This window comes from Mastigocoleus testarum BC008, assembly GCF_001456025.1.
In the GTDB taxonomy this organism is placed as follows: Bacteria; Cyanobacteriota; Cyanobacteriia; order Cyanobacteriales; family Nostocaceae; genus Mastigocoleus; species Mastigocoleus testarum.
In genome coordinates, this window is the sequence record NZ_LMTZ01000117.1 from 34,693 (window position 1) to 58,625 (window position 23,933).

General features: G+C 37.2%; 18 protein-coding genes. All 18 read right to left on the reverse strand.

Annotation, left to right across the window (positions count from 1 at the left end):
• Position 1 precedes the first annotated feature (1 nt).
• The gene (locus tag BC008_RS29505; RefSeq protein ID WP_027841930.1) at positions 2 to 2,524 is read right to left on the reverse strand and encodes a putative baseplate assembly protein; all 2,523 of its coding nucleotides are present in this window, start codon (positions 2,522 to 2,524) and stop codon (positions 2 to 4) included.
• A 22-nt stretch (positions 2,525 to 2,546) separates the two neighbouring features.
• Positions 2,547 to 5,849 (reverse strand): putative baseplate assembly protein, encoded by a 3,303-nt coding sequence (locus BC008_RS29510; RefSeq protein ID WP_027841929.1) that lies wholly within the window; start codon positions 5,847 to 5,849, stop codon positions 2,547 to 2,549.
• Between the two features lie 131 nt (positions 5,850 to 5,980).
• Positions 5,981 to 6,376: a GPW/gp25 family protein gene (locus BC008_RS29515; protein ID WP_027841928.1), complete on the reverse strand. Its 396-nt coding sequence runs from the start codon at positions 6,374 to 6,376 to the stop codon at positions 5,981 to 5,983.
• Positions 6,377 to 6,432: 56 nt separating this feature from the next.
• A complete protein-coding gene (locus BC008_RS29520; protein WP_027841927.1) occupies positions 6,433 to 6,762 on the reverse strand; it encodes a hypothetical protein in 330 nt (109 codons plus the stop codon).
• On the reverse strand, positions 6,759 to 7,931 hold the full coding sequence (locus tag BC008_RS29525) for a phage late control D family protein (RefSeq protein WP_027841926.1): 1,173 nt from the start codon (positions 7,929 to 7,931) through the stop codon (positions 6,759 to 6,761). The genes BC008_RS29520 and BC008_RS29525 overlap by 4 nt, the downstream gene beginning before the upstream one ends.
• Positions 7,932 to 7,935: 4 nt before the next feature.
• A complete protein-coding gene (locus BC008_RS29530; protein WP_027841925.1) occupies positions 7,936 to 8,565 on the reverse strand; it encodes a CIS tube protein in 630 nt (209 codons plus the stop codon).
• Between the two features lie 82 nt (positions 8,566 to 8,647).
• Positions 8,648 to 10,630 (reverse strand): hypothetical protein, encoded by a 1,983-nt coding sequence (locus BC008_RS29535; RefSeq protein ID WP_027841924.1) that lies wholly within the window; start codon positions 10,628 to 10,630, stop codon positions 8,648 to 8,650.
• 33 nt (positions 10,631 to 10,663) lie between these two features.
• On the reverse strand, positions 10,664 to 11,080 hold the full coding sequence (locus tag BC008_RS29540; protein ID WP_027841923.1) for a phage tail protein: 417 nt from the start codon (positions 11,078 to 11,080) through the stop codon (positions 10,664 to 10,666).
• A gap of 41 nt (positions 11,081 to 11,121) precedes the next feature.
• Positions 11,122 to 11,334 carry a DUF6760 family protein gene (locus BC008_RS52510; protein ID WP_072207787.1) on the reverse strand — a complete coding sequence of 71 codons (213 nt, stop codon included), beginning with the start codon at positions 11,332 to 11,334 and terminating at the stop codon, positions 11,122 to 11,124.
• The gene (locus BC008_RS29545) at positions 11,286 to 11,651 is read right to left on the reverse strand and encodes a hypothetical protein (RefSeq protein ID WP_027841922.1); all 366 of its coding nucleotides are present in this window, start codon (positions 11,649 to 11,651) and stop codon (positions 11,286 to 11,288) included. Before BC008_RS29545 ends, BC008_RS52510 begins: the two co-directional genes overlap by 49 nt.
• Positions 11,651 to 12,088: a phage tail protein gene (locus BC008_RS29550; RefSeq protein WP_027841921.1), complete on the reverse strand. Its 438-nt coding sequence runs from the start codon at positions 12,086 to 12,088 to the stop codon at positions 11,651 to 11,653. Before BC008_RS29550 ends, BC008_RS29545 begins: the two co-directional genes overlap by 1 nt.
• 46 nt (positions 12,089 to 12,134) lie before the next feature.
• Complete coding sequence (locus BC008_RS29555; RefSeq protein WP_027841920.1) at positions 12,135 to 13,313, reverse strand: phage tail sheath family protein; 1,179 nt, start codon at positions 13,311 to 13,313, stop codon at positions 12,135 to 12,137.
• 46 nt (positions 13,314 to 13,359) lie between these two features.
• Positions 13,360 to 14,547: a phage tail sheath family protein gene (locus BC008_RS29560; protein ID WP_027841919.1), complete on the reverse strand. Its 1,188-nt coding sequence runs from the start codon at positions 14,545 to 14,547 to the stop codon at positions 13,360 to 13,362.
• A gap of 103 nt (positions 14,548 to 14,650) precedes the next feature.
• The gene (locus tag BC008_RS29565) at positions 14,651 to 15,289 is read right to left on the reverse strand and encodes a carboxypeptidase regulatory-like domain-containing protein (RefSeq protein WP_058184124.1); all 639 of its coding nucleotides are present in this window, start codon (positions 15,287 to 15,289) and stop codon (positions 14,651 to 14,653) included.
• A gap of 3 nt (positions 15,290 to 15,292) precedes the next feature.
• The gene (locus BC008_RS29570) at positions 15,293 to 15,868 is read right to left on the reverse strand and encodes a DUF4255 domain-containing protein (protein WP_027841918.1); all 576 of its coding nucleotides are present in this window, start codon (positions 15,866 to 15,868) and stop codon (positions 15,293 to 15,295) included.
• 30 nt (positions 15,869 to 15,898) lie between these two features.
• Positions 15,899 to 16,873 (reverse strand): hypothetical protein, encoded by a 975-nt coding sequence (locus BC008_RS29575; RefSeq protein ID WP_027841917.1) that lies wholly within the window; start codon positions 16,871 to 16,873, stop codon positions 15,899 to 15,901.
• 1,058 nt (positions 16,874 to 17,931) lie between these two features.
• On the reverse strand, positions 17,932 to 18,450 hold the full coding sequence (locus BC008_RS29580; RefSeq protein ID WP_027841916.1) for a helix-turn-helix domain-containing protein: 519 nt from the start codon (positions 18,448 to 18,450) through the stop codon (positions 17,932 to 17,934).
• A 122-nt stretch (positions 18,451 to 18,572) separates the two neighbouring features.
• Positions 18,573 to 23,861, reverse strand: coding sequence for an nSTAND1 domain-containing NTPase (locus tag BC008_RS29585; RefSeq protein WP_063800834.1), 5,289 nt, complete (start codon positions 23,859 to 23,861; stop codon positions 18,573 to 18,575).
• Positions 23,862 to 23,933 lie beyond the last annotated feature (72 nt).

Consider the following 23,933-nt stretch of genomic DNA (forward strand, 5'->3'; position numbering starts at 1 on the left):
CTCAACTCCTCCCAGAGACAATCTCGATTTGATGTCTCGTCGAATAAATTAAACTCTCAGGATGAATTGGAATATTTCCCAAGCGATCGACCCTGATTCCTCGATCTGTATCCCTAACCAGCAGTTGTAGATCTTCTACACAATCCACCCCTTCACTGCTGTTTTCAATCGCTTGATAAACTTCTGATTGATAAACAGTCCGACCAAAAGACCAACCTTGTCCTTGACGTCCCCCGGTCAAAGGATGTAAGAATTTTTGTTTGAGAAAATTCTCAATTTCTTCACGGGTTCGCTCTGGATTAAATTCAGACCAAATTCGCACAACCGCTCTAACACTCACCTCAACAAAGTGGGAAGGAATGACTTCTATTTGGGTAGTAATCAACCTATGTTTATTTAAATGTCGATGGACAGCTTGTAAAAACCCCGGACTTGGTTGAGTTGGTTTTGAGGTTTCACTGTAGGGTACGACAACAACTCTGACCAGGGAATTTGGTTCTTGTTCTTGCGGTAGAATTGCCTTAGCTCTAGCTACCCGCAGTCCAGGGGTGGAAAGAGTTAATTGCTCAAAATCTTCACTAGTAACAGCGCGATCTATTCTTTTGAGTTCTTTTCTTGCTCGTAGCTTTCCTTCTTCTAAGGATTCGTGGAAATTTCCTCCTAAAGCAGCTTTTTGATTCTTAACGGTGATGAATTGTTCATCCAACAGACCATAAGCTGGATTGCAAATCTCATTGATAGTATTAGCTTCTACATTTCCTTGCTCTCCCCTGACAAGTTGACAGGAAATAATGCGGATGTTGTACTCGTTCTGAGAATCAGAAACAGGAGGAATATTTCCATTGACTCCATCCCCAAAATAGATTTCACCGTTTTGTGGATCTAAAACATAATGAGGGTCTTCTGGTTGGGAAGCATCAAAATCATCAACTCGAATCCAATCACACCAATAATAATTATTATTAATTTTTTCTTTAACTTGAATTTGGAATGTTTTAGTAACAATAGGAAATAGTTCGAGGGAGAAACTTTGATTGGGTAATCCATTGCTGTGGAATAGACCCTGGGGATGATCTGAATCGGAAAAATAGGAAATTACTCTAACATTATTAATTGCTGCTGGGGGAATTTCTCCTCTAAAAGTAATCCTGATCGCCTCGTGATTTTCTGTTTTATCTAACTCATAATCATACCAATCTTGCCAATATTCATTTTTCCAATATCCATCTGACATCTTTACTTGGAGAATATTGTCACCTTTAAGAGTTAAATAAGAAGTAGGAAATAACTGCACAGATTCGCCATTACTGGAATAGGTTGTTACTTCCGTAAAAGTATCGATCTGGGTAGCTGATATAGTGTTGAGGAGAATTGAATTTATTTTCGGTGCTAGTTCATATCCAGCGCGATCGACCTTGATACGCAACCAATACATTTGTTCGGGAAATGGAAAGATATTCCGTACCCTCATGTCAATGGGAGTATGAAACCAAACCCGTCCACTCTGATATAAAACCTGGGTTTCATCTCGTTCTACCCGTAGTTTTTGCCAATATCCAGTTCCACCATAATATTCCCATTTCAGAGAAACTGAAGGGATAAAATCTACAGGTTGTTCTCCGTGAATACCTCTACCTACAGGATAATTTTCAAACAGATTAAAAGTTAGAGGAATAGTTTTGTAAGCGGGAAATGGTTGAGCATAGACAATTAACTTGTCGTTTAACTTATCGTCTTCTTTGGAAACATAAAAATAAATCTCACTACTTATTTCTGAGTTAGAGACGAGTTTAACTCGGTTGTTCCCCTCATCAAGTTCTAAAGTTAGTTCGCGATTCCCATCACGGATTGCAATTATTTTTCCATCATTGATTTTGCTAATAGCTTGGTTATCTAGATTTTTAACCCAACTGATTCCTAAATACTGGTTTAAATACTGCTTTAATCTTTCTGTATCAGCATTTTCCTCAGAACTGGGAACTTTATCCCAGTCAAATAAATAGAGTGGATCGAATCCAAGATATAAGAAATTACCAACCTCAGCTGTTTCACCAAAAGCATAGAAAGAAAGTCCCTTCTGGCGATCGACATCGAGATTATCTTTGCGCTCCCTTCCATAAGAACTAATAATTTTTCCCAGTTGAGCGGGGACGAGCAATAGTGATTCATCTGTCTCAAAGACAACTTTTCCCTTAGTTGTTAGCTTCGTTTTCTGGGGAACCAGAACGGGTGTCAACATTTGCTGGTCAACCAAGGAAAAAGTGACATCGGTAGTAGCTGAATTCGCGTCTTTGAGTCGTACACCCAAGAGTTTGAGAAATTTGAGATAATTTTCGTCCCTGACTTGATCCAGATAATAACGCTGGATTTCAGTCAACCAAGCAAACAGCTCGATGAAAGTGATACCAGGATCGTGAGTATTATGATCCGTCCAATTGGGAGCATTGCGGGGAATTAATTTCCGCGCATCTTCCATGAATTGAGCAAAAGTTTTATCGTCTAACTGGGGTAAAGGTAGTGACATGATTGCATTTTCCGTTGATTGCTTAATTAACTGTAAATTCTGAAATATTAGATTCTGAAATATTTTTTGCTTTAACGCTAATTAGATGTTGACCGCTAGAAACTAATGTATAAGCAGGTAAATTAACTTCATCATCTGTAATATTAGTAATCAAAGATTCGACACGATCTAAACCGGGAATAGATCCTAATAAAGCATAAAAATCAGATAAACAAGGTAAACGTCCAAATTCCCATCCTTGGTTAGAGTATCCACCGGTCAAGGGATGGAGAAAAGCATTAAGGATTTCCATCGCTCTAAGTTTTACATTGGATATAGCTTCAATATCATCTGCGATCAGTACCGTCTCAATTACCACCTCAAAATAAATCGGACCGCTGACTCGCAGATGTTTGGGTGAAGTAACAACATTTGCAGTATGTTTTTGTAAATATCTCTCAACTTGCTGTCTTAGCAGTAATGAAGGTTTAGGTTGAAGTTCACTACTGTTGGGAACAACAATCAGGGTTACCCAACCAAGTTCATAGTTTCCTTGATCATTAAAATTTGGTAGACACTTGACTCGGGAAATACTGCGAGAAGCTTGACGAGTTAAATATTCAAAATCACTTACTGTTACAGCACGGTTGCGATGTTTCAATATTTGTGGACCGCGTTGTAAAGCTTTTTCTAGTAACTCGGTATCCGTACCCCCCTCTCCAGGTTCGGGATTAGTAACACTATCCACATAAGCGATCGAGCTTTTCAAAGCATTGATTTCAAAGCGTCCAATATTACCCTTTGTTCCACCTCCTAATTGATAATTGGCGATAATATTATTTGCACCTATCGGGGGTATTGCTCCCTGTGTACCATTACCAAACTTAATTTGTCCAAAAGTTCGGTCAACTTGATAATGACGGTCATTTTGGTCAGATTCGAGTAATTCCTGTTTAGGTTCCCATCTCACCCAAAATTCTTGGATATCTCCTCGGTTATCTTTAACTTCCCTAACTCTAATCTTGCGCTGACGGGAAAGATTTTTTTGCTCTTCGCTGGAAAGAGCATTAAACTCATTTACCCAAAGTTCTTCAGAAATTACAGGAGACTTAGAAAAAGTAAAAGTTTGGTCTGCTCTACCGTCGCTAGAACCAAGAATTTCATTATTAATCGTCTCTATTTGGGAAGCCCATGTTGTGTTTAAATCGATACCCTTAATTTTGGGAGCAGGAGCAAAATTTACAGCATTGTCTTGTCTATTATTTTTGTTACTATTAATTTTCTTTTCTGGCTTAAATTTGTCCTCTACATCAACAACCCGAATCCAGTAAAGTAATTGACCAAAGCGTGATATTTGGGCAAAATCAGAAGAACCAATAAATTCAACTGTCCCACTTCGAGTTAAACCGTTGGTTAGATCTTGAACTTCTAAAGGTACCCACTCACCTTTACCTTGTCTCCTGCTGTAATATTCCCAATTAAGTTGTGGTCTATTTTTCTTAGTATAAGCTTGTATCTCTAATGAAAAGAAAATACTAATTGGTCCTTTTAATGGAGGAGCATCAAAGCCAAGATAAAGAGATTGATGTAATACTTCAAGAGACTCAAAAGGTTTAAATGTAATATCAGTTGTTTTGCTTTCTTCAGTTTTATCTTGATACTGTAAATTATTAAAAGTTAAACAATAATCCAAAAGGCTAGCTTCCGGTACGTAAGTAATAGTAAAATCCTCAAGTAGAGGAGCATTAAATCTATACTCAGTAATATTTTCGTTATTTTCAGAATTAATTTGTACTACTTCTCTTCCATAAGTACCATTGATTAAACGTACCCGTAACCAATATTGTAATTCGCCATTAATTGTTGTTTTTTCGATATCTTCCGGACAAATAAAAGATAATTCAACAAAACTTCCATCTTGCTGAGTTAAGTTAATAATTGTTGCATCGGTTTCTCCTTGAGAGACATCTCCTTGAAATATAATCTTATCCCAGCTACTTCCATTCCAATATTCCCAAGAAAGGATAGGATCTTGAATTTCATTGCTGTGGTCTTCTTCTGGTTGTTTGATTTGAAATTGTAAAGTCAGAGTAACACCTTTTTTGGAAAATGCTTCTTGGTTCGCAAAGTAAAAAGTATCCAACTGTCGGGGCTGTTTACCAAAAGGATAAAACTCTTGGCTAGCATCAATCGGAACATCATTGTAAAATGCCTTATTGAGAGGAACACCTGCAGTTGTATCACTTATTTCTAAAGGTGTTGCTGTTACTTTGATAGTATCTATTTCAATAGTATCTAATTTATTTATTTCTAAACTTTCACTTTCTGTACTATCAATAATCACACAGCGAATCCATCGGCTTTTTACTTTGTTAACTTCCTTTTCTTTAATTTCATCATTATTGTTTTTAATAAAAGTAATATTGTTATCTACGATTTCATAATCATCAAAAGAATACCATCCTAAAATTTTAGTCTCTTGACTTTCTCCCCAATATTCCCATTGAACAAATTCAGAATTCACAAGCTGTTCTGGTGCGTTAGATATTTCTAGAGTTACGCGAACACTAGCGGTAATATTAAAAATATCCAAATGTCCCAGATACAAAATATGTTCTTGTTTATTCTTTCCTGTAAATAGTTCAAAATTTATGACTTTTTCAACTCTAGTATTTATTGTCCTATAGGAATTAATAAGTTTATCCTTAAGAGTAACTTTTTTCCCAGAAATATTATCTACTTCTACATACTCATTATTCGAGAATTTTTGAAATTCAAGAATGTCCCCTGGCTTAATTTCTAAAGTATTTTCTAAAAATAAACTAGTATCTCCTTCCCGGACATTAGATATTAACTTAGTAGATACGGGATTTAACCTTCCTTTCGCCAAAAAATATGGAGGTATAGAGAAAACACTATCCTCCATTTTCTTAAAGCTATAAGCATCAACCAGTTGAGCAGGAGTTGCTAAAATATTCCTTTCAGTCTCAAAATTAATGGAGTCACCACCTTGAGCAGATTGAGCAGAAACCGAAGTTTTTGCTGGGATCAAAATAGTTTTAACAGTGCCTTGACTGAGATAAAATGTTACGGGTACCCGAGACTGTTGAGCAGGTAATAATTGAACGCCAAGTATATCCAGAAAAGCAATGAAATTTTTCTCTGGAACTTGGTTTAACTGCTCAAGAGTACCTGTAATCATATGAGCAAAGATTTTAAGTAGTGCTGAATCTGGAGTATTATCATCAGCAACTAACCATTCCGGAGTATAGTAAGGAATTAAATTCCGGATTTCTTGTAGTATATTTGCAAATTTTATTGTGTTAATTTTTGGTGGTGCTCGCATTTTTTTACTATTCAAAAAATCACAATCATTATTGTTATTAAAATTTATATTTTATCCCTGAATTTTTAGTTTTTAGTTTGAGCTTTTAAATTTGAACTTTAATTATAATATTCTAACTTTTTACTTAATCATTATCCTCCTTGAAGATAGAATGGGTAAACTAAATTGAATGCATTATTTGTTTTGCGAACTCGATAATTGATATTAATTTTCAAGTTTCCTGGAGTTTTTGGAATTGGAATAACTTTAATTTCATTCAAATCAATTCTGGGTTCCCAACGAATTAAAGCTTCTCGTACGCTTGATTCTACTAACCCTAAAGTAGTCATACTCAGAGTTGCAAAAATAAAATTATGAATTTCACAACCAAAATCAGGTTGCATAGCTCGCTCACCTTTACTAGTTGCAAGAATAATCCAGATTGATTCTCGAATATTTTCTTCATATTCCGATATCAAGATTTTCCCAGTGGAATTGTCCACCTTTACCGGAAACTTCCAACCGATTCCTAAAAACTCTTTAGCCATTTTTATCTCTTACTACTAATTACTCATTACTTCTTACTTACAATTACCTCGATATTTTATGACTCCGTATCTTTAAGGGGAGGGTAAACAAAACCAATGATAAAAGGATATTCAAAGCTACCTTGTTCAAAAGCAATTAATACTACATCATGAACATCTACGGAAGGAGTACTACCCTTATCACTCGTAATTATTCGCGCTGTAATTTCATCATTTTGGTCTTGATTAATTTCACCTTTATACTTTCTCCATTGAAATTTTACTTTGACTTTTCCATTACTTATTTCTGAGATATTTGTAACAGTTGCGAGAGCTACTCCTCGAATCGAAGCTCCATTAGTTTTGTCTTGTGATTGGAGAAAAAAGCAATTACGTAAATCCTTCATGATAATGGTGTTGTTTCTGAAGTAACTATTATGTCGTCCTCATTGGGTACTCGTTTGACATCAAAAGTTGTTTTATAACCCGAACTACTAAGACTATGATTTGTTTTTTCAATATAATAAGTATTACTAAACTTGCTTCCCAAACCTTTTAGCTCAATATTTGTACCAGCTAAAATATCGGGAACACCGATAGATTCTCCACTCCCCTTGAGTACATCTTCATGTTTTTTTAATAAAATAGATTTTGCTAAGTTTTTAGCATGTTCTTCTGATGATACAGGTTGTTTAACCTGTTCCTTGATAATTTGTTCGGTCGATTGTTCTCCTGTAATATGACTAATGATTTTATGAAGAAAAATTTTTTTAATCTCATCATTAAAAATCTTTGCTGTCGCTGTAATATTTTTCTTGTCATCTGTAGTATTTTGTCCAATAACATCTATTTGGAAAACCCGCTCAGCAATGTTAAGATCTGGAGAAAAATTAATAAGACTTACCTGCCATTCTAAAGTCACAATTGGTTGTGATTTATATATTGGTTTTCGAAAAAAAAGTGTTTTCTTAAAAACGAAAAATTCATAAAAATTTCTTTCAGCTAATCGCGTTAAAAATTCAAAATCATTTTCTTTTTCTTGTTTTACAATTTGTTCATATTCAACTTCTGTATCATCTATAGTTTTTTCATCATTAGGAAATGGATATGGATCACTAGAATAAATCTGAAGTTGATAATAATTTGCTATCTCTTCTACAACTTCATGGTCTTTTTTATTCTTCCAAGAGCGTGGTTTTTTTTCTTTCATCATTCGATAGGAAATGTCAAAACCACTGACCTCTATCTCAGGGTTACCACCAGAAAGGAAATCTATCTTGACTGCAGTAATTATGCCAAATATAATCGTTTTTATTTCATTCGCGTAACCAAGTTTAATTTCAACTTCCGCGTCAAAAACTAATACATTTTCAACAAAAGAGTTTATTTCCCTAGTAATGGGATTAAAAGCATTAAAAATAATAAAAGAAAAAGTATCAGCACCATCTAAAGTGTTGTCAACATTTACACTGATTACTTCCACTCCTGCTTTGAGAATATCCTGTCCTTCAACTAAAATCTCAAAAGTAGGAGCATATAAATTGTGATATTTTTGCTCTAGAGCTACAATATCCATAATATTATTTTAAAACTGGAACAATAAGTTCTTGAGCAACTGTTAAAAGACGGGGGTTGCTGATTTTATTGGCGTTAGCTATTAGACGCCACAAACTTGAGTCTTTATATTCTTTATTCGCGATCATCCATAGAGAATCGCCTTGTTTGGGAATAATTCTTTTGGTGTCAGCGCTAGATTCTTTACGCACCCCTTGTATCTGCTCACTCAGAGTTTTATATTCTTTGAAAGTAACACTCAGAGTTGCTCTAACTGGAACTCCTGATTCCAAGAATAAAGTGAATGTTTGATTGACTTGTTCTAAAGTTGCTCTAAAAGAAAGAGAACCCCAACGAAATTCACAAATTGGAGGAGCATGGAGAATTGGATCTATATCTAATAATGATGTGACTTGTGTTGTGTAGCTTCTAACGTCTTCTCCTCTTTCATAAGAATCGAAAAATAGATCCATTGTTAAGGTTTGAGTGTTACCATTGACAAATTGAGTAGCAGGTGTAGCAGTCCCAGGAACTGCGGTACGTTGAAATTGATTGCTTGTCTCCAGAGAATATTCAGTTGGATTAAATAAAACCTCGATTTCTTTTCTGCTCAAATCTCCATTTCCTGCCAGAATAAAAGCCTTTTCTAAAGCCATTTTTACCTTCCTTTTAACGTTATTCCAATATTGAATTTAAAAAATATTGGACTTAAAAATATTGAACTTAAAAATATTGAACTTACAAAAGTCCTCTCCTTTGACGTTCTATTTTGAGTTTTCGCTCAATTACCTGAAATACCCGATCTGCAAGTCCATTTACATCGATATTAGATAGGTCAAAATCAGTTTTTTTGTGTTGTTCCCAGGCATTTTTTCTAACTACTTGATTCTCTTGATTAGAAGAAACAGGTGTAGTCATTGCTTTGGATTGAGCAAATTCCATTGCACTTGTTTTAGAGAATTTACTATCCTTTTGTTCAGATTGTTTATTTGCTACCGTATTCTGGAAAATAAGTCCTTCATAAGTGGAACCAAGCTTGTTAGTTGGGATTTGCTTCAATCTTTTCGTGCGAATATGATGGGGTTGGAAATCATCATGTAAGTCAATAACTGTTTTCCTTAAATCTTTTTTCCTTAAGTCTAAAGTCGATTTTTTCTCATTATTTTGCTGCTTGTGGATAAAATTAAACCTACGTTCAAAGGTTGATATTGTCTGACTCATATTTACCGAATAAATTAGCAGCGATGTTTGAGTTTTCTTCAGTCTGGTTTGAAAATCTGGGAACCAAGATTTATTAATATTTTCATCTAGTAAATTTCTGTCTGATAAATTTACTACTTCTTTTTCATTTTGTTTGAAGATTAAATTTACAAGTTCAGAATCAAAACCAGATGAAACTGATTGATTTGGGTAAAGATTAGATAGTGCTAATTGAATTGGGTTATTTGGCAGCAATTTAAATTTTTGTTTAGGTGATAAGAAAGTTAGGATATCTAGAGTACTGATTTTCGATGATACAAGTGGTAGATTTCTCGGAAGTAAGAAAGTAAAAAAGTGAGGAAGTGAAAAAACTACTTGACTAACAAATTTTCGCCCAAGTTTTTGTACTCTGAAACTCTCATGATTTTTATCTTTCTTGTTCTGTAATCTTTGTTGAAGAGTTGTGTGAAAAGGTTTCCTCAAGAATTTGTATGGGGATTCTACTACTAGATCGCGAACAAATTCTGTATTTGAACCCAAAGAGTTATCATCAATAATTAACTGCGATCGCCAGTTCTTCCCAACCTGTCGCTCTGGGAAAGATAAAGGTATCGTTTTGAAATTCTGCGATAATCGCAATAACAAAACATTTTGGTTCAACCATTGCTGTTGTAGCTTCAGTCCCATATTTAATGGCTGATTGCTTTTTAATTGCGATGTTCTGGTAATCAGAATTGAATCGTCCTTAGAAAAATCGCTACTAAACTCCGTATTTGAATCCAAAGAGTCATCAATTATAGAACTTAACTGCTCATTAGAAATTTCTAATGGTTTGAGATTGCTATTTTCTTGAGGTAAATCAATACCTGTAGCTGTGCTATCTACACCTACGGTACGCTGTGCTAGCTCGCTAACCTCCGTCCCAATTATCCTAATTACCTTTTCCCTGGGTAATTCCTGAATGACTAACTTAGTTCGTGAGTCACTTCTAAACTGTCGCTCTGGTAAAAAAGATAAAGGTATTGTTTTGAGATTCTGTAATCGCAATAATAAAATATTTTGGTTCAACCATCGCTGTTGCAATTTCAGTCCCATACTGGTTTGCTGATGGTTTTGTAATTGCGATGCTTTGGTAATTAAAATTGAACTACTCTTAGAGAAAGTTAATAACTCTTTTTGCAAATTTTGAGGTTGATTGTTACTCTCTCTCCTCAGCGTTTTTTGTACTGCTGTATTCCAGAAGAAAAGAAAATTCAATTTTAACTCTAGCTGAGTTGTGGAATGTAGACTATGAATTACCTCCTTCTTTAAGAACTGGTTTACGTTAAATATATTACTTTCACTGCTAGCTTTGTGAAGCAGAATTAAGGTTACTAATGGAAATTTACCTAGTTTTAAGCCACTATATTTACTAGCAATCCGTTGGCTGAAATCAAAATTGCTTAATCCAAAGGAACGCAATTGTTGAATTTGGAGTGCTAATTTTCCAGCTTTGGGAATATATGGTTGGGTGCGTTTCATTTTTCAAGCTTTATTTTCATCAAGCTTTATTCATCAAGCTTTGTATAAACCATTGTGAGCTAGCTCTAGCGTCTCCACCGCAACTGCATTGCTATCACCTTTCAAATCGGGTCCAACCCATTTCACTGGATAAGCACCAGTAAAATTCCAGCGCCACTTTTCATTGCAAGTATCGTCAAGTAAAATTACTGAACCATTTTGTCGCTGAATTTGCCCAATAATGACATTTTGATGCCACTGCCAAAGCTCGGTTGAGTTCGTAATTCCACGGCTAAGAACAAGATTTGGATACTTAGTTACCTTTGGCAGCTTATGTACAAAACTATTACGACCTCCTTCGTGGTATTCCTCAGTTTCAGTTTCTGCCTGCAATCCAGAGACTTCAGAAAAACTAGCGACAACTAAACTCCTAATCTCTATTAAAAAATTGAAGGCTTTATAGGGAAGCATCGTTTTTTCAATGACCTAAATCTTGTAACAACCTAAATTTATTAGCTTTGTGTATTGCTATTTAACTTACGATTAATCTTGGAAATTTCCTCGCACCAAATTTTGCGATCGCGATGTTCCATGTTCATAATTTCGTCATGAGACCAGGGAAAATGATAGGCAATAAAGGCTACCTCTTCATGTATCTTTTCTAAAGGGTAGCCTACTATACTTCCCCCGAGGCAATTACCTCTATCTCGTGTTCTTGCCCACATTTTGGACAAACCGTTTTAATATGTGGTGTCCCATCTTCATTAATTCGACGGTAGAAGTCTTGTAAGAAAGCTAAATCTGTAGCAAATAGTCCTTCAATGACTTTAGGGTTAACTTGGTCTAGGGTTCCCAAGCGAGTAATTACCCGAGAGAAAATTATTACAACTAGGTAAGCAGGATTAGAATTGCAGCGCGGGTCTTTCATAGGGGCAATTTCATCGTAGGCAGTTGCCAAGCGCATAACCCCTTCCCGATGGAGATTACCTTCACCATCTACATAACCACGGGGTAGAGTGAAAGGAAATTCAGTTTGTAGCATTAGCCTTTAGATATCCCCTCATGAGCAATTTCTAAAGTCTCAATTGCTACTTCATTACCTGTAGCATTAAAACTAGTACCTGTCCATTTAGTTGGCCAACCTTCGCGAAAATTCCAACGCATCTTTTCTTGACCTAAGTCATCCAAAAGTACAATTGAACCGTTTTTGCGTTCGACCTGACCTTCTACAGCTTTCGTACGCCAATCCCAAATTTCTACATCGTCGGTAACGCCATACTTTAAGGAAATATTCGAATATTTAACCAAACCAGTCAACTTACGAACAGTGAGATATTTTTCATTACCTTCACGATATTCAATTGGGTCTTGGGCTGAATCGAGTCCCGAACACTCCCGAAAGCCAGCACGAGTAATACCATCAATTTCGACTAAAAAGTTATATGCACGGTATGGATCTTTGCGAACTCCAACTACCATAATTGAATCTCCTTAAAGTGTATTAAAGTGTATTAAGGTATAAAATTTATAGTTTTGTACTTGGCAACAGTATAGTTCTAGTAGAATCTCCAATTGCAACACCACTAGGGTCTTGTAGGATACGAACAACAATAAACTCACTTGGAACCGCTGGTGCTAAACCTATTTCCGCAACAACCTTTCCGGTATCTCTAATTTCAGGAGGGTTAGTTTCTTCATCACACTTGATGTAAAAGGCTTCTGAGGGTGAATTCCCTTTTAATGCACCTTTTGCAAACAAACGATTAAAATAAAATGTCAATTCGCGACGAATACTCGCCCATAGTATTGAGTTGTTAGGTTCAAATACAGTGTCTGCCATTTCCCGCTCAAGCCAACGTCCTAGGGTTAGAAACAGTCGCCGCACATTAATATAAAGCCATTGCTGTTCAGAACTGAGTGTTTTGGCTCCCCAGATACGAATCCCGCGTCCAGGAAATACCCGCAGAAAGTTCACACCTATAGGATCGAGTTCCCCCTGTTCGTCATTATTTAGGTTGAATTCCAGTTCAAGCACTCCCTCCAGGATTTCATTTGCTGGTACTTTATGAATGCCAATCAGATCGTCACAACGGGCATATACACCAGCAACATGACCGCAGGGTGGAATAAAATCAGCATTTTGCTGTGGACCATTGGATATTCGAACCCAAGGGTAGTATAAAGCACCATAACTTCCAGTCAAATTCCGCCGTTGTTCCTGAACTTTTTGAAGGTTAGCCCTGGGTAAAGAGTCCAAGATTGCAAAGCGATCACCTAGATCACTGCAATGTTTCAGCACAGCAGACTGCATGATTCCTACTTGCTCAGGGTCAGTTTTTACTGGGGGTAAGCCCATAATATCTGGGGCACACACCAAATCAATGGTATCTAGAAATTCCAATGCAGCTAATCCTTCCTCTAGCGCCTGTAGGGTAGCGTTTTTAAGACGAATCACATAACACAAACGACCTCCATTCTGGAAAAAACCACGTACTGCATAAGCTAGATAGCTATTGGATAGCGGTTTGGTAAAAAACTCTCCGAACTCAGACCATAGTAACTTTTGGGGCTGATTTACAGGAATCTCTTCGCCTTGAAGGTTTCGGGAATTGCATATCCCAATAAAGGCAGGTACACCAGTATCCAGTTCCACTGCAGGCTGTGGACAAATATATTCTTTATAGAGACCTAGGGAGCTATACATAAGCAACCTTTTATTGGGCTAAACAATTTATTGCGAATAAATAAGCTTATTGATTATTTTCTGGTCCTGACCATTGAGTTATGCGGAAGATGACAAACTCTGCTGGTTTGACAACTGCGACACCGATTTCTGTTACTACCTGACCCAAATCACGAACTTCGGGGGGATTAGTTTCTTCATCACATTTGACATAAAAAGCTTCTGCTGTGGTATCACCAAATAAAGCCCCATCTCGCCAGACATTGGTCAAGAAAGCAGAAACATTGCGCCTGATTTTTGCCCAAAGTTTAGTGTCATTAGGTTCAAACACCGCCCATTGAGTACCTTCGTCAATCGATTCCCGTAGGTAAAGAAATAGGCGGCGGACATTGATATATGTCCATTCAGGCTCCTCTTTACTTGCCAGAGTTCGGGCACCCCAAACAGTAATATTGCCATCAAATTTGCGAATAATATTGATACCTTCTGGGTTTAGCCCTGCTTGTTCTGCTTTATTGATAACAACTTCAACTCCTAATGCACCCCTAATTACTTCATTCGCTGGTGCTTTGTGTACCCCACGCTCAGTGTCCACTCGGGAATAGATTCCAGCAATGTGACCGCTGGGAGGAACGTAAATATTTTCTCTAGTAATTGGGTCAAAAACTTGAATCCGGGGAAAGTAAATAGCGCCATAGCTATCATCTCTAATACCTCCTTGAATGGCTTCTTTAGTGAGATTACTATTACTTACTCCTTCATAACGACCATCTAAAATTGCAAAGCGGTCTTGCAGATATGTGTCTTTACAATGATCCAGTACAGCAGTCTGAACAGCATCATCTACAGCACCAGGTATGACTACAATGGCAATTTCATCAATAGGTTTGAAACTATCTAAGGCAGACTGAACAGTTTCTAAATTATTGATTTCATCATTATTGATTCGAGTCACCCAACATTGAGTACCACCATTGTTAAAAAAGCCAAACACGGCGTGAGCTAAAGTTGAGTTCCCATCCTGAAAATCACCAAAAGTAGTTTTAAATCTTTCCCAATTACTGATTAATTGTGGTTCATTGACTGGCGGTAGAGGATAAAATTCTGTTGGCAAAGTCCCTGGTCTTTCTGGCATTGTGACAATGTCAGATACATAGCCAATAAAACCAGCAGTGCTAGTACCTACACCAGCAATTGGTTTACTTCCAGAGGATACCTCCTCAACGTATACTCCTGGCGTTTGATAAACGGGCATTATTTTTACTCCTTATTTTTAAGTGGCAGTAGAGGCAAAATTATTCATTTAATTTCGCTACCAGTGAGGATTAATACCCCATCTGTTGATTTATTTCAAAAAGCTAAAGATTATTTGATTTTTTTGTCAAAATAAAGTTCAAATTTTCCTCTATTCCAGCTTCATTAAATACTACAGTCTGAGAAGTCGTTTGGTAACCTTGTGCAGAGATTATTATTGTGCGCTCAAATTTTTCTGCTGCCTCTATCGCATTCAATAAGTATTGACCCTCTTGATTACTAAAAGTACTTTCTTGACTGTACTTCAGTCGGACTTCAGCTAAGACAATAGGGTCATCATCATCATCAAGTATCTGACCTTTTAAGCAAGTGGGTGTCAGTGTCAAATCAGCTACAGTAATAATGTTCTCATCTTCTGGAGCTTGAGAAACTCGGAGATCGAGAAAAGCCGTACCGTAACGCCTAGAAGCATTGTGAAAGAATGCATGCAAACGATATTCACCTTCAGGGAGATCCAAAAAGTGGAAGTGACCGTCATAAGCAGTTCTGGTTCGGTCAGGGCGCTCTAGCATCTTTTCCCATTCGTCTCCATACTGTGAAGCTCGAATTCTTAGCCAACCCATAAAAGCTTCTGGTCCTTTGGTTATCGCGACCTCTACCCCTGCGATCGCTTTGTTGGTCTGGGCATCAGTGACCTGTCCTGCGATCGCAACTCGATGTCGAATTCTTTCCCAACGCAGCATTGACTAACCTTCCTGTAAATTTGACCTGATAAGAATTTGCTGCTCTGTCACAAGTGGTAATTCTACAGGGGTGAATGGATCTACACTGATAGTCACAGTATAATGTAATGCTGCTTTAGGTTTACCTCCCAGAGCTTGCCAAAATTCTCCTAAGCTTTGTAACCTAGCTGGCTGTAAAGTACTGGTTGGTAATGATGGCTCTTGCCCTGCTAAGCTTCCAACTAAGATGGTATCTGGAAGAGTCGGATAACGTAGCAGCACTTTCATCACTTCACCTAATAAACTATGCTCACTCTCAGTATTACCTGACCAAGCTGTCACCATATAAGAACAGTCAACTCGTACGGGAGCTAAATTTTTACGAAGAATACCGTTACTTTGTCGCTCTAAGAGCCGCTCATTACTGCGTAAATCTCGATTTTCCCGTACATCATAAAGAAAGAAATCAACTGTTCGCTGGTTCGGAGGGTTAAATTTGTCATCAGGCGTATCGAATACCACTGTTACCGAATCTGATAGAACTCCGAACAATTCCACTTCGAGAAGTCTTTTCAGGCTATCATCTAAATCCCTAAACATATAACTGAAATAGGTTCTTTTGAATTTTCCTTAATATTTATCAGCTTCAAAAGTAGCAGTGTTCTTAGGGTTTGGATAAGGCTCATCGTAACAACCTTCTTCGTCAGAAAGTAATGTAACATCCTGTGCCTCTCGAATAAATTTATTCATTCGGCTATCCTTAAAGTTTTGATAGTTTTGTGCGGCTTTCTTTTCTTGTTCTATAAGTTCAATCCAGTTATTATGCCAATAAAAATATTCATATGTTGCTAAACAATAATTTCGTAGACATCCCGTCAGTACGCTTTTGAGCCATTCATGGTCTTTGACCATAGTTGAACTTTGCGCTGGTCTCTTTGTTTCATTTTTTTTCAGTTGTCTGACTTCGTGCAAAATAGAATAAAATTCCAAGCGGTAAGCATATAAAGCTTTATAGTTTTCTATATCAAGAAGTACTTCTGCCTTCTTATATATATCGTCAAGCTGTTTAAAGTAATGAATTACTGTTTCCTTAAACTTTTTATAATGCTCAAATTCTTGCTCAGTTATCTTTTTGAGTTCTAAAGCTTGGTCGCGACAACATTTGCCATTTTTAAATTCTTTCCTGGCATTATCCCATTCTACCTTAAGACAATCTTCTACATGATTGTAGAATTTATCTCTTAACTGTGTTATGGCTTTGCGGTACTTATCTCCAGGATTGTCAACATCATCAGACCAGTTGACTAGTTTTTTGTATTGTTCTTCCGCCTTAGGTAATTTTTCTCTAATGAAAGACGGATATTCTTTTTGATAATCATCAACAATTTTGGGTATCTCTTCTTTATATGCTTTTTCCAGAATTTCCAAATTTTTTTTGAAGTCTGTAGTTGCTTCAGAAGCTGGATTTTGTTCTAATTCTGTTTGCAGTATTATTTGTAATTCGTTAAGTAAGCGTCCAATAGTGGAACATTTTTTAAGTTCTTCTGCTTTTGGAATTCTACATAAAGCAACGTTTTCAGTCTTGTAATCAACATTAGCATCCATGTATTTTTACCCTCTGATAAACGACTGAGAGATTTAATTTGAATAGGAAATTTGTAAACAAATAATCGAAAAATTAACTATTGTGTTACTATCCCTTTGCTACCTTAGATTTTCCTGATAGCTATCATTTTTTCTTTGCTTGTTCGGATTTCTAATCTCGTGAATTAAAAAGTAATCATCAGGAGAAGCTTGAAATACTGGAAGAAGGTCACAAACAAAATCAAAATAGATGTGAGAAGAGTCCTATAAACTTTTAGAAATATCAGAGAAATCCATAAATATTGCCCTATGGAAATCCAGTTATTTTTATGTTGTAAAAACTTAGCTTAGTCATAATTACTCGTGTAAAATAGGGAAACCTTAACGGATCACATTTTTTAGACTTAACAAAGATATAAGTTGTCACAGCCACCCCACAAGGGTAGGAAGGTCCACCAAAAAACTAAACAGAAATTATAAACGCCTACCTGACCCGTAAATAGCAGTTCCGTTCTGTAGGTAGCGTAGCTATAGCTACGATATTTTCAAAAATCAAATGTATGGTTTTCAAACATAAATACAGGTTATACCAACAAAAATCTGCGGAGAAGCTCTATGAAATTATTAAAAATTTCAATCTATTAGAACTTTCAAGTTAATTCCTGCTTGTACATTAACTTATACATTTATTCGCTGGGAGATACTCAAACCTTTGGACGAACCTTTTATTCCCTCTATATGAAATAAATAATATATTGAAAAATTAGGTTCGACAATTAACTCTTTTTCGATTTTTATAGAAAAACATTAATTATTTTTAGACTATTCTCATATTTTTATATGTTAATTACAGTGAATTAAACCATAATCGATAATTTTTGCATTATAAATACTACTAAGTTATACAACTCATTAATTTTGCTTAGTTACATTTTATTTCACTCAGTTAAGGTTAAATAAATTTCCTTCCAATTAATTGAAATGAGATATTTTAGTTGATACAATTACCACTTTATTAGTATCTATATAATAGAAAACTAATACAAGAAATTTACTTGTATTTTATTGAATTCTATATTCTATTCTTGTTTTAAAAGCTGTTGTTTTCTCCAACTACCGGGAGTTTTATGATAAAAATCACGAAACTGGCAGTAAAAATGATTGAGATTCTTATAGCCTACTTTTACAGCAATTTTTTCAATAGAATCCTCAGTTTCCAAGAGTAAGCGCCTCGCTTCTACTATCCGACGCTCTACAATCCAGTCATTTACTGTTTTCCCTGTCATACGTCGAACTAAGTCGGTCAAGTAAGCGGAGGAATAACCAACAGCTTGAGCTACTTCTTTTAATTTTATTGGTTGATGATAATTTAATTCGATGAACTCAAAAACCTCATACAGTCGCGGAATTGATGGAAATATAGAATTAAGAGTATGGGAGTTTTTACTTTCTTCTGTAGGAATTAGTTTGTCTTGTGGTAAATCAACACTAATAAGACCATTTTCTACACTAATAATCTCAAATCCTGCTGCTTCTAAAGATTTAATTAAGAGACTCTTGCTTTCAGATTTATCATTAATCAGTAAAACCTTATCCATTTTATTTTATAAATACATAACTACCGAGAACAATAAGTTGCTCCAAAAGTTACTCAGTTCAAACCAAAGCTCTTTATCTGAAATACAGCAGAGTTGTAATATAACTTTATAAAATCACTCTATCAAAGCCGATCTGAATCTTCATTCAATAAACTTTTAATCTCTTCAGTGGTGAAAGGGTTTTTCCCAGCTTCTAGGGTCTTAATCCAACGTTGTCGTCGTGATTTCTTGTTCTGACTGTTAGTCCAAAGGATGAAAGGTTGAAAGTCCTCGATAGCTCCTTTAGTATTGCCTGTTAGTGCTTTAGCAATACCGCGACTATCTATAATTGCTGCATCATCAGGAGCAAGAGCCAATGCTTTTTCACAAAAATGCATAACATCAGCAGCATATCCATGTAGGCTACCAAACCGACAAAGGATATTCCAATAATTTGCAGAAATTTTTTGTGAAGTAAGCTTTTCGGCTTGTGCGTAAGCTGCGATCGCTTGCTTCACCTTACCATTTCTGGCAAAGCTTTTCCCTGTCCTAACTAGGATTGAAAATGCAAACCGACTATTTGCTTGATTTGTATCTAGTTCTAACGCTTCTCGAAACTTAACGACCATGCTTTCCAGATCGCCCTGTTGTCCTGTATATTCTCCTTCTTTAAGTAAAGTTAGGGCTTTTGCTTTTGTTATGGGATTAAAATTTAACTGAGAATTCCAATCTAGCGCTGTGCGAAATTTAGTAATTCCACCTTCAATATCGCCTTCTTTAACTAGTTCTTCACCTTGAAGAATTATTGCAGGAGCGCTATCTGCTAAAATAACAGGAGTTTTACATTGTTCTAAATCTTCCAAGGCGTCAGGGTGAGTGATGAGATAATTCTTTAACCAAGCACATCCCTGCTTTTGTAAATCATCAAAATCGAAATTCCATAAAATTACCTTTTTATCCCAACCCCCTGTGGCGAGGATTTTACCATCGGGACTAAATTTTGCACTTGTGACAAAATCACTATGTCCGGTAAGTGTTTTTAGCAGTTGACCTTCCCGGTTCCATAATTTGACTGTTCCATCATGACTAGCGCTAGCCAAGATTTGACCGAAACCCTCTTGGGTCGTCATCCTAATGGGACTGAAACTAAGACCTTGGACATGGTTGCGATGTCCAGTAAGAGTTTTAAGAAATTTGCCTGATCGATTCCATAGTTTGATATTGTTGTCTAAACTACTAGTGGCGATGGTTTTACCGTCGGGGCTAAATGCAACTCTTCGAGTCCAAGAGTGATGTCCAATAAGAGTGTTTAGTAACTGACCTTGGCGATTCCACAATTTAACTGTCAGGTCATTACTGGTAGTAGCAAGGATTTTGCCGTCAGTGCTAAATGTAACGCTATTTACCCGATCCTGATGTTGAGCAGTAAAGGTGTTTACTAAGTGACCCTTGAGATTCCATAATTTTATGGTTTTATCATCACTGGCTGTGGCAAATATTTGACCGTTGGGGCTGAATGTAACGCTATTTATCCGATCGCCATGGGCGTTGTGAAGAGTTTTTAGTAGTTGACCCTTTATATTCCATAATTTAACTGTTTTATCATCACTGACTGTGACAATAATTCTTTGACCAATTCCTTGGCTCGTAGAGCCTTTGTTTGGTGCAAACCCAACGCCATTTACCCGGTCGCTATGTCCTGTCAAGGTTTGTAATAGTTCACCTTTGCGGTTCCACAGTTTAGCTGTTTTGTCATTACTAGCAGTGGCGAGGATTTGACTGTCAGGACTAAATGTAACGCTATTAACCCAGTCCTTATGTTTGGTGAGAGTTGGAAATAGTTTGTTATCTAAGTTCCAGAGGATTACAGTGTGATCGGTACTAGCACTAGCAAGGATCTTACCGTCCGGGCTAAAATTAGCACTATTAACTAACGCATTATGACCAATAAGGGTTTTGAGGAGTTTACCCTCTCGGCTCCAAATTTTAACTTTCTTATCGTTACCAGCGGTAGCTAAAGTTTGACCGTTGGGGCTAAATTTAACACTATTTACCCGAGTGCTATCTCCAAGGAAGCTGTTGAGGAGTTCACCTTCTTTGTTCCATAATTTCACTATCTTTTCACCAACAGTGGCAAGGGTTTTACCGTCAGGGCTAAAACTGACGCTATTTTCCCGCTCGCTATGTTCAATTTTCCCATCGGGTTCCGTGGAAGCAAGGGTTTTTAGGATCTGTCCCTCCCGGTTCCACAGTTTGACTGTCCGGTCTTTGCTCGCACTAGCAAGGATTTTACCATCAGGGCTAAAGGTAACGCTATGAACCCAATCCCTATGTCCCCGAAAAGTTTTTAACAGTTGACCTTCCCGGTTCCATAATTTCACCGTCCGGTCGTCGCTAGCAGTGGCAAAGATTTTCCCATCAGGGCTAAATGCAACACTATTAACATCATGATTTGTATCTTCTCTAAGAGTTTTGAGAAGTTTGCCCTCCCTATTCCATAGCTTGGCTGTATCATCCTGACTAGTAGTAACAAAAATTTGACCATCAGGGCTGAAACTAATACTTTCTAGGATACGATCGTGTGCATCAAAAGTTTTTAGCATCTGACCCTTGCGATTCCAGAATTTAACTGTCCTGTCATGACTAGTAGTGACAATGGTTTGACCATCAGGGCTAAATATGGCATTCTCTACATAACTGGTATGTCTCTCCAAACGATTAAATTGCTTTACTCCATGCAACGCTTGTCCCAATACAGCAGTAACTTGAAGTTTAAGATCGGCTTTGTCCTGATGTATCTGCGTTAATTTGTCCGCAGCTTTGAGACTATTTTTTAAAGCATCAAACTCTTGTCCTGAAGCAAGAAGTTCTTCTGTAGCATTAATCAAAGATATTATTTCATTCTTTGCTGAGTTTTGTGATTGCCACCAAGCCACTCCAGCCAAGCTCAAGGCTATAATCAAACCGCTTGAGAGACCTAAAATAGTAAATTGTTGCCTTCGTCTTTGCTTTTTACTATTATGCGATCGCAATTCCAAGCTCAGTTTAATAAAATTCCTCTCTGCCAAACTCAGTTCCACTAAGCGTTTTTCATGCCAATATAATGCATCTGTCAAAGGCTTCCCTCGCAATAAGCCGCCCTCATCTTTGCCACTACTCTCCCAAGTACGCATAGCTGACCGTAACTGCTCTTGCCAAAAACGAAAGTCCCGGTCTTGTTGCATCCACTCTTGTAGTTGTCCCCAATTGCGAATCAGAGCTTCATGGACAATTTCTACAGTTTCTAAGCCAGTTTTTTCATCATATCCGGTAACAACTAAGCGAGCATCTGCCAAGCGACTTACCAAATCCCAGTTTTCTTCACCAACCTCAGTACGGATAGCTACACGACGGGTATCTTCTGCTCCCTGTCCTGGATGGACAAGTTGAATAAAAATTCGTTGTGCCCTTTCTTTCTCCTTGGATTTGAGCTGATTATATGCATCTTGTGCATAACAAGCTAACGCTGCTTCTACTCCGCCAATTTTATCGTAAGCAATATGTGTCAATTGAGCATCTTGCTGTTTTCCCCACAACTGAGTTAGAGCAAACTCCAATAAAGGTAAATCCCCAGGTTCAGCACTCACATTGGAAAGAATGCGTTCGATAAGTCCCTCCTCAATTGTTACTCCCAGTAACGCTGCGGGTTTTTCTACTGCTGCTTGCAACTCTTCCTCTGTCATAGGACCAAGCTTTAAATCTGCGTACTGTAAAGCATCAGCGAAGGGACGATAAGATAATGCTTGTCCCAGAAAATCTGCTCGTAGAGTGATAACAAAAGTGAAATTTCGAGAGTTATTAATTGCTTCTAACAATCTATCTAAGAAGGCTTTGCGCTCTTCTGGATCTTTGCAGAGAGTGTAAAGTTCTTCAAACTGATCGGCAATTAATAATAAACGTTTGCTTGGATCTTCCCTGAGGATATCATCAATTACGTCGAGCAACCCATTCTCATATTGTTTCAGATCGCTCGCAAGATTTCTCGTAGAACGGAGGCGTTCAGTGCGGTTGAGATGACTTTCTTCTTGAGAAACTAATCCAGCAGCGAGGGAAAATAAGGGTCTAGAACCTGGTCTGAAGTCGATAAAATGCCAGTTATTCGTATCTCGCAAATGTTTTACCAAACCAGCAAAAACCACACTAGATTTACCACTACCACTAGAACCGATAACAGCAACTAGAGGCTGATGATATACAGCCTCTAACAACATATCGGTAAAATTTTCCCGTCCAAAAAAGAACTGCGAGTCTTCTTCCCGAAAAGCAAATAAACCGCGATAGGGGCTGATTTTACTCGGACGGCGACCTAAGTCTAGCCAAGTTGGTGGGACCGCAGAGGAATTTTGACAAATCACTGGTAATAAAGAAGCACAAGGATAGTCATTTTCCAAACCATGCAATTTCAACCTTGCTTCTTTCACCGCTTGATACAAAGGTTTGCGTTCGGCAGCAAAAGCTGTGAGAAAATACTTTAAAAATACCTGCGCGACTTTATCTGCTACTTGTTCTCGCATCACAACCATTTGAGGAATGTGTAGTGCTTCTAAGTCACAAGCTAATCCCAAACCATCACAGGAATTGAAAATCACCAAACCTAAACCGTTAGCGATAGCTTTTTTTAAACCGTACTTGAGGTCATCAGTTGTTAAACTTTCTTTATTTTCATTAATATATATGCGACCACTATCTCCCACTGTCTGACTGTGACCGGCAAAAAACAGGATATCCCAAGGTTCTTCCCATAAAGAATCGTTGATTTGGTGACGTTGGGGTTGCACTAAGAACGTGACATTGGCATCTGGTAAACTATTGAGTAATCTTCGATCTGCTTCGACATCAATACCAGTACTATTGCCTAGAATTGCCAGAATTTTGACTTTATCTCTGTAAGTAGGCGTTGTTGGTGTTATGGGTTTGTGATAATAATCTGGCGCACTTAAAGCCGGTTCGATATTAGGGTATCCTTCTAATAAATCCCAAAAATGCCATGGTATTTGTCGTAATTGCTGACAAGATGTACGAATGAGTATCCGCGCTGACTCATCTTCTTTTAATTCTTTCAACCAAGTCTCGCGTATGGGGCGAAAGGACTCCGAACGCATCCAGTTATTTAGTTGTTGTTGTAACTCACTAATGGATTTTTGGCAGCTTTCTCGCTTTTCGGCTATTGAACCATCATAAGTAACTTTTATTGCTTTAATTGCACGATTAGATTTTCCCAAACTACGATAATATGACCGCCACTGGTCGATTTTTGTCAGTAATTCTGGAATTGGTGGTAAATTAGCATTAAGTTCTTTATGGGGGCTGTAACCTTCTAGAGCAATTGAAAGTGTTACTTGCATGCCCATCTGAAGATCCCCATCTAGTTTTAGGACAAGCAATTTCGCCATTGGTACTATCAAGAGGATTTATAAGACTAACCTTACTATAAGTGACATTACTTCCAAGTTATGCAGCCAGCT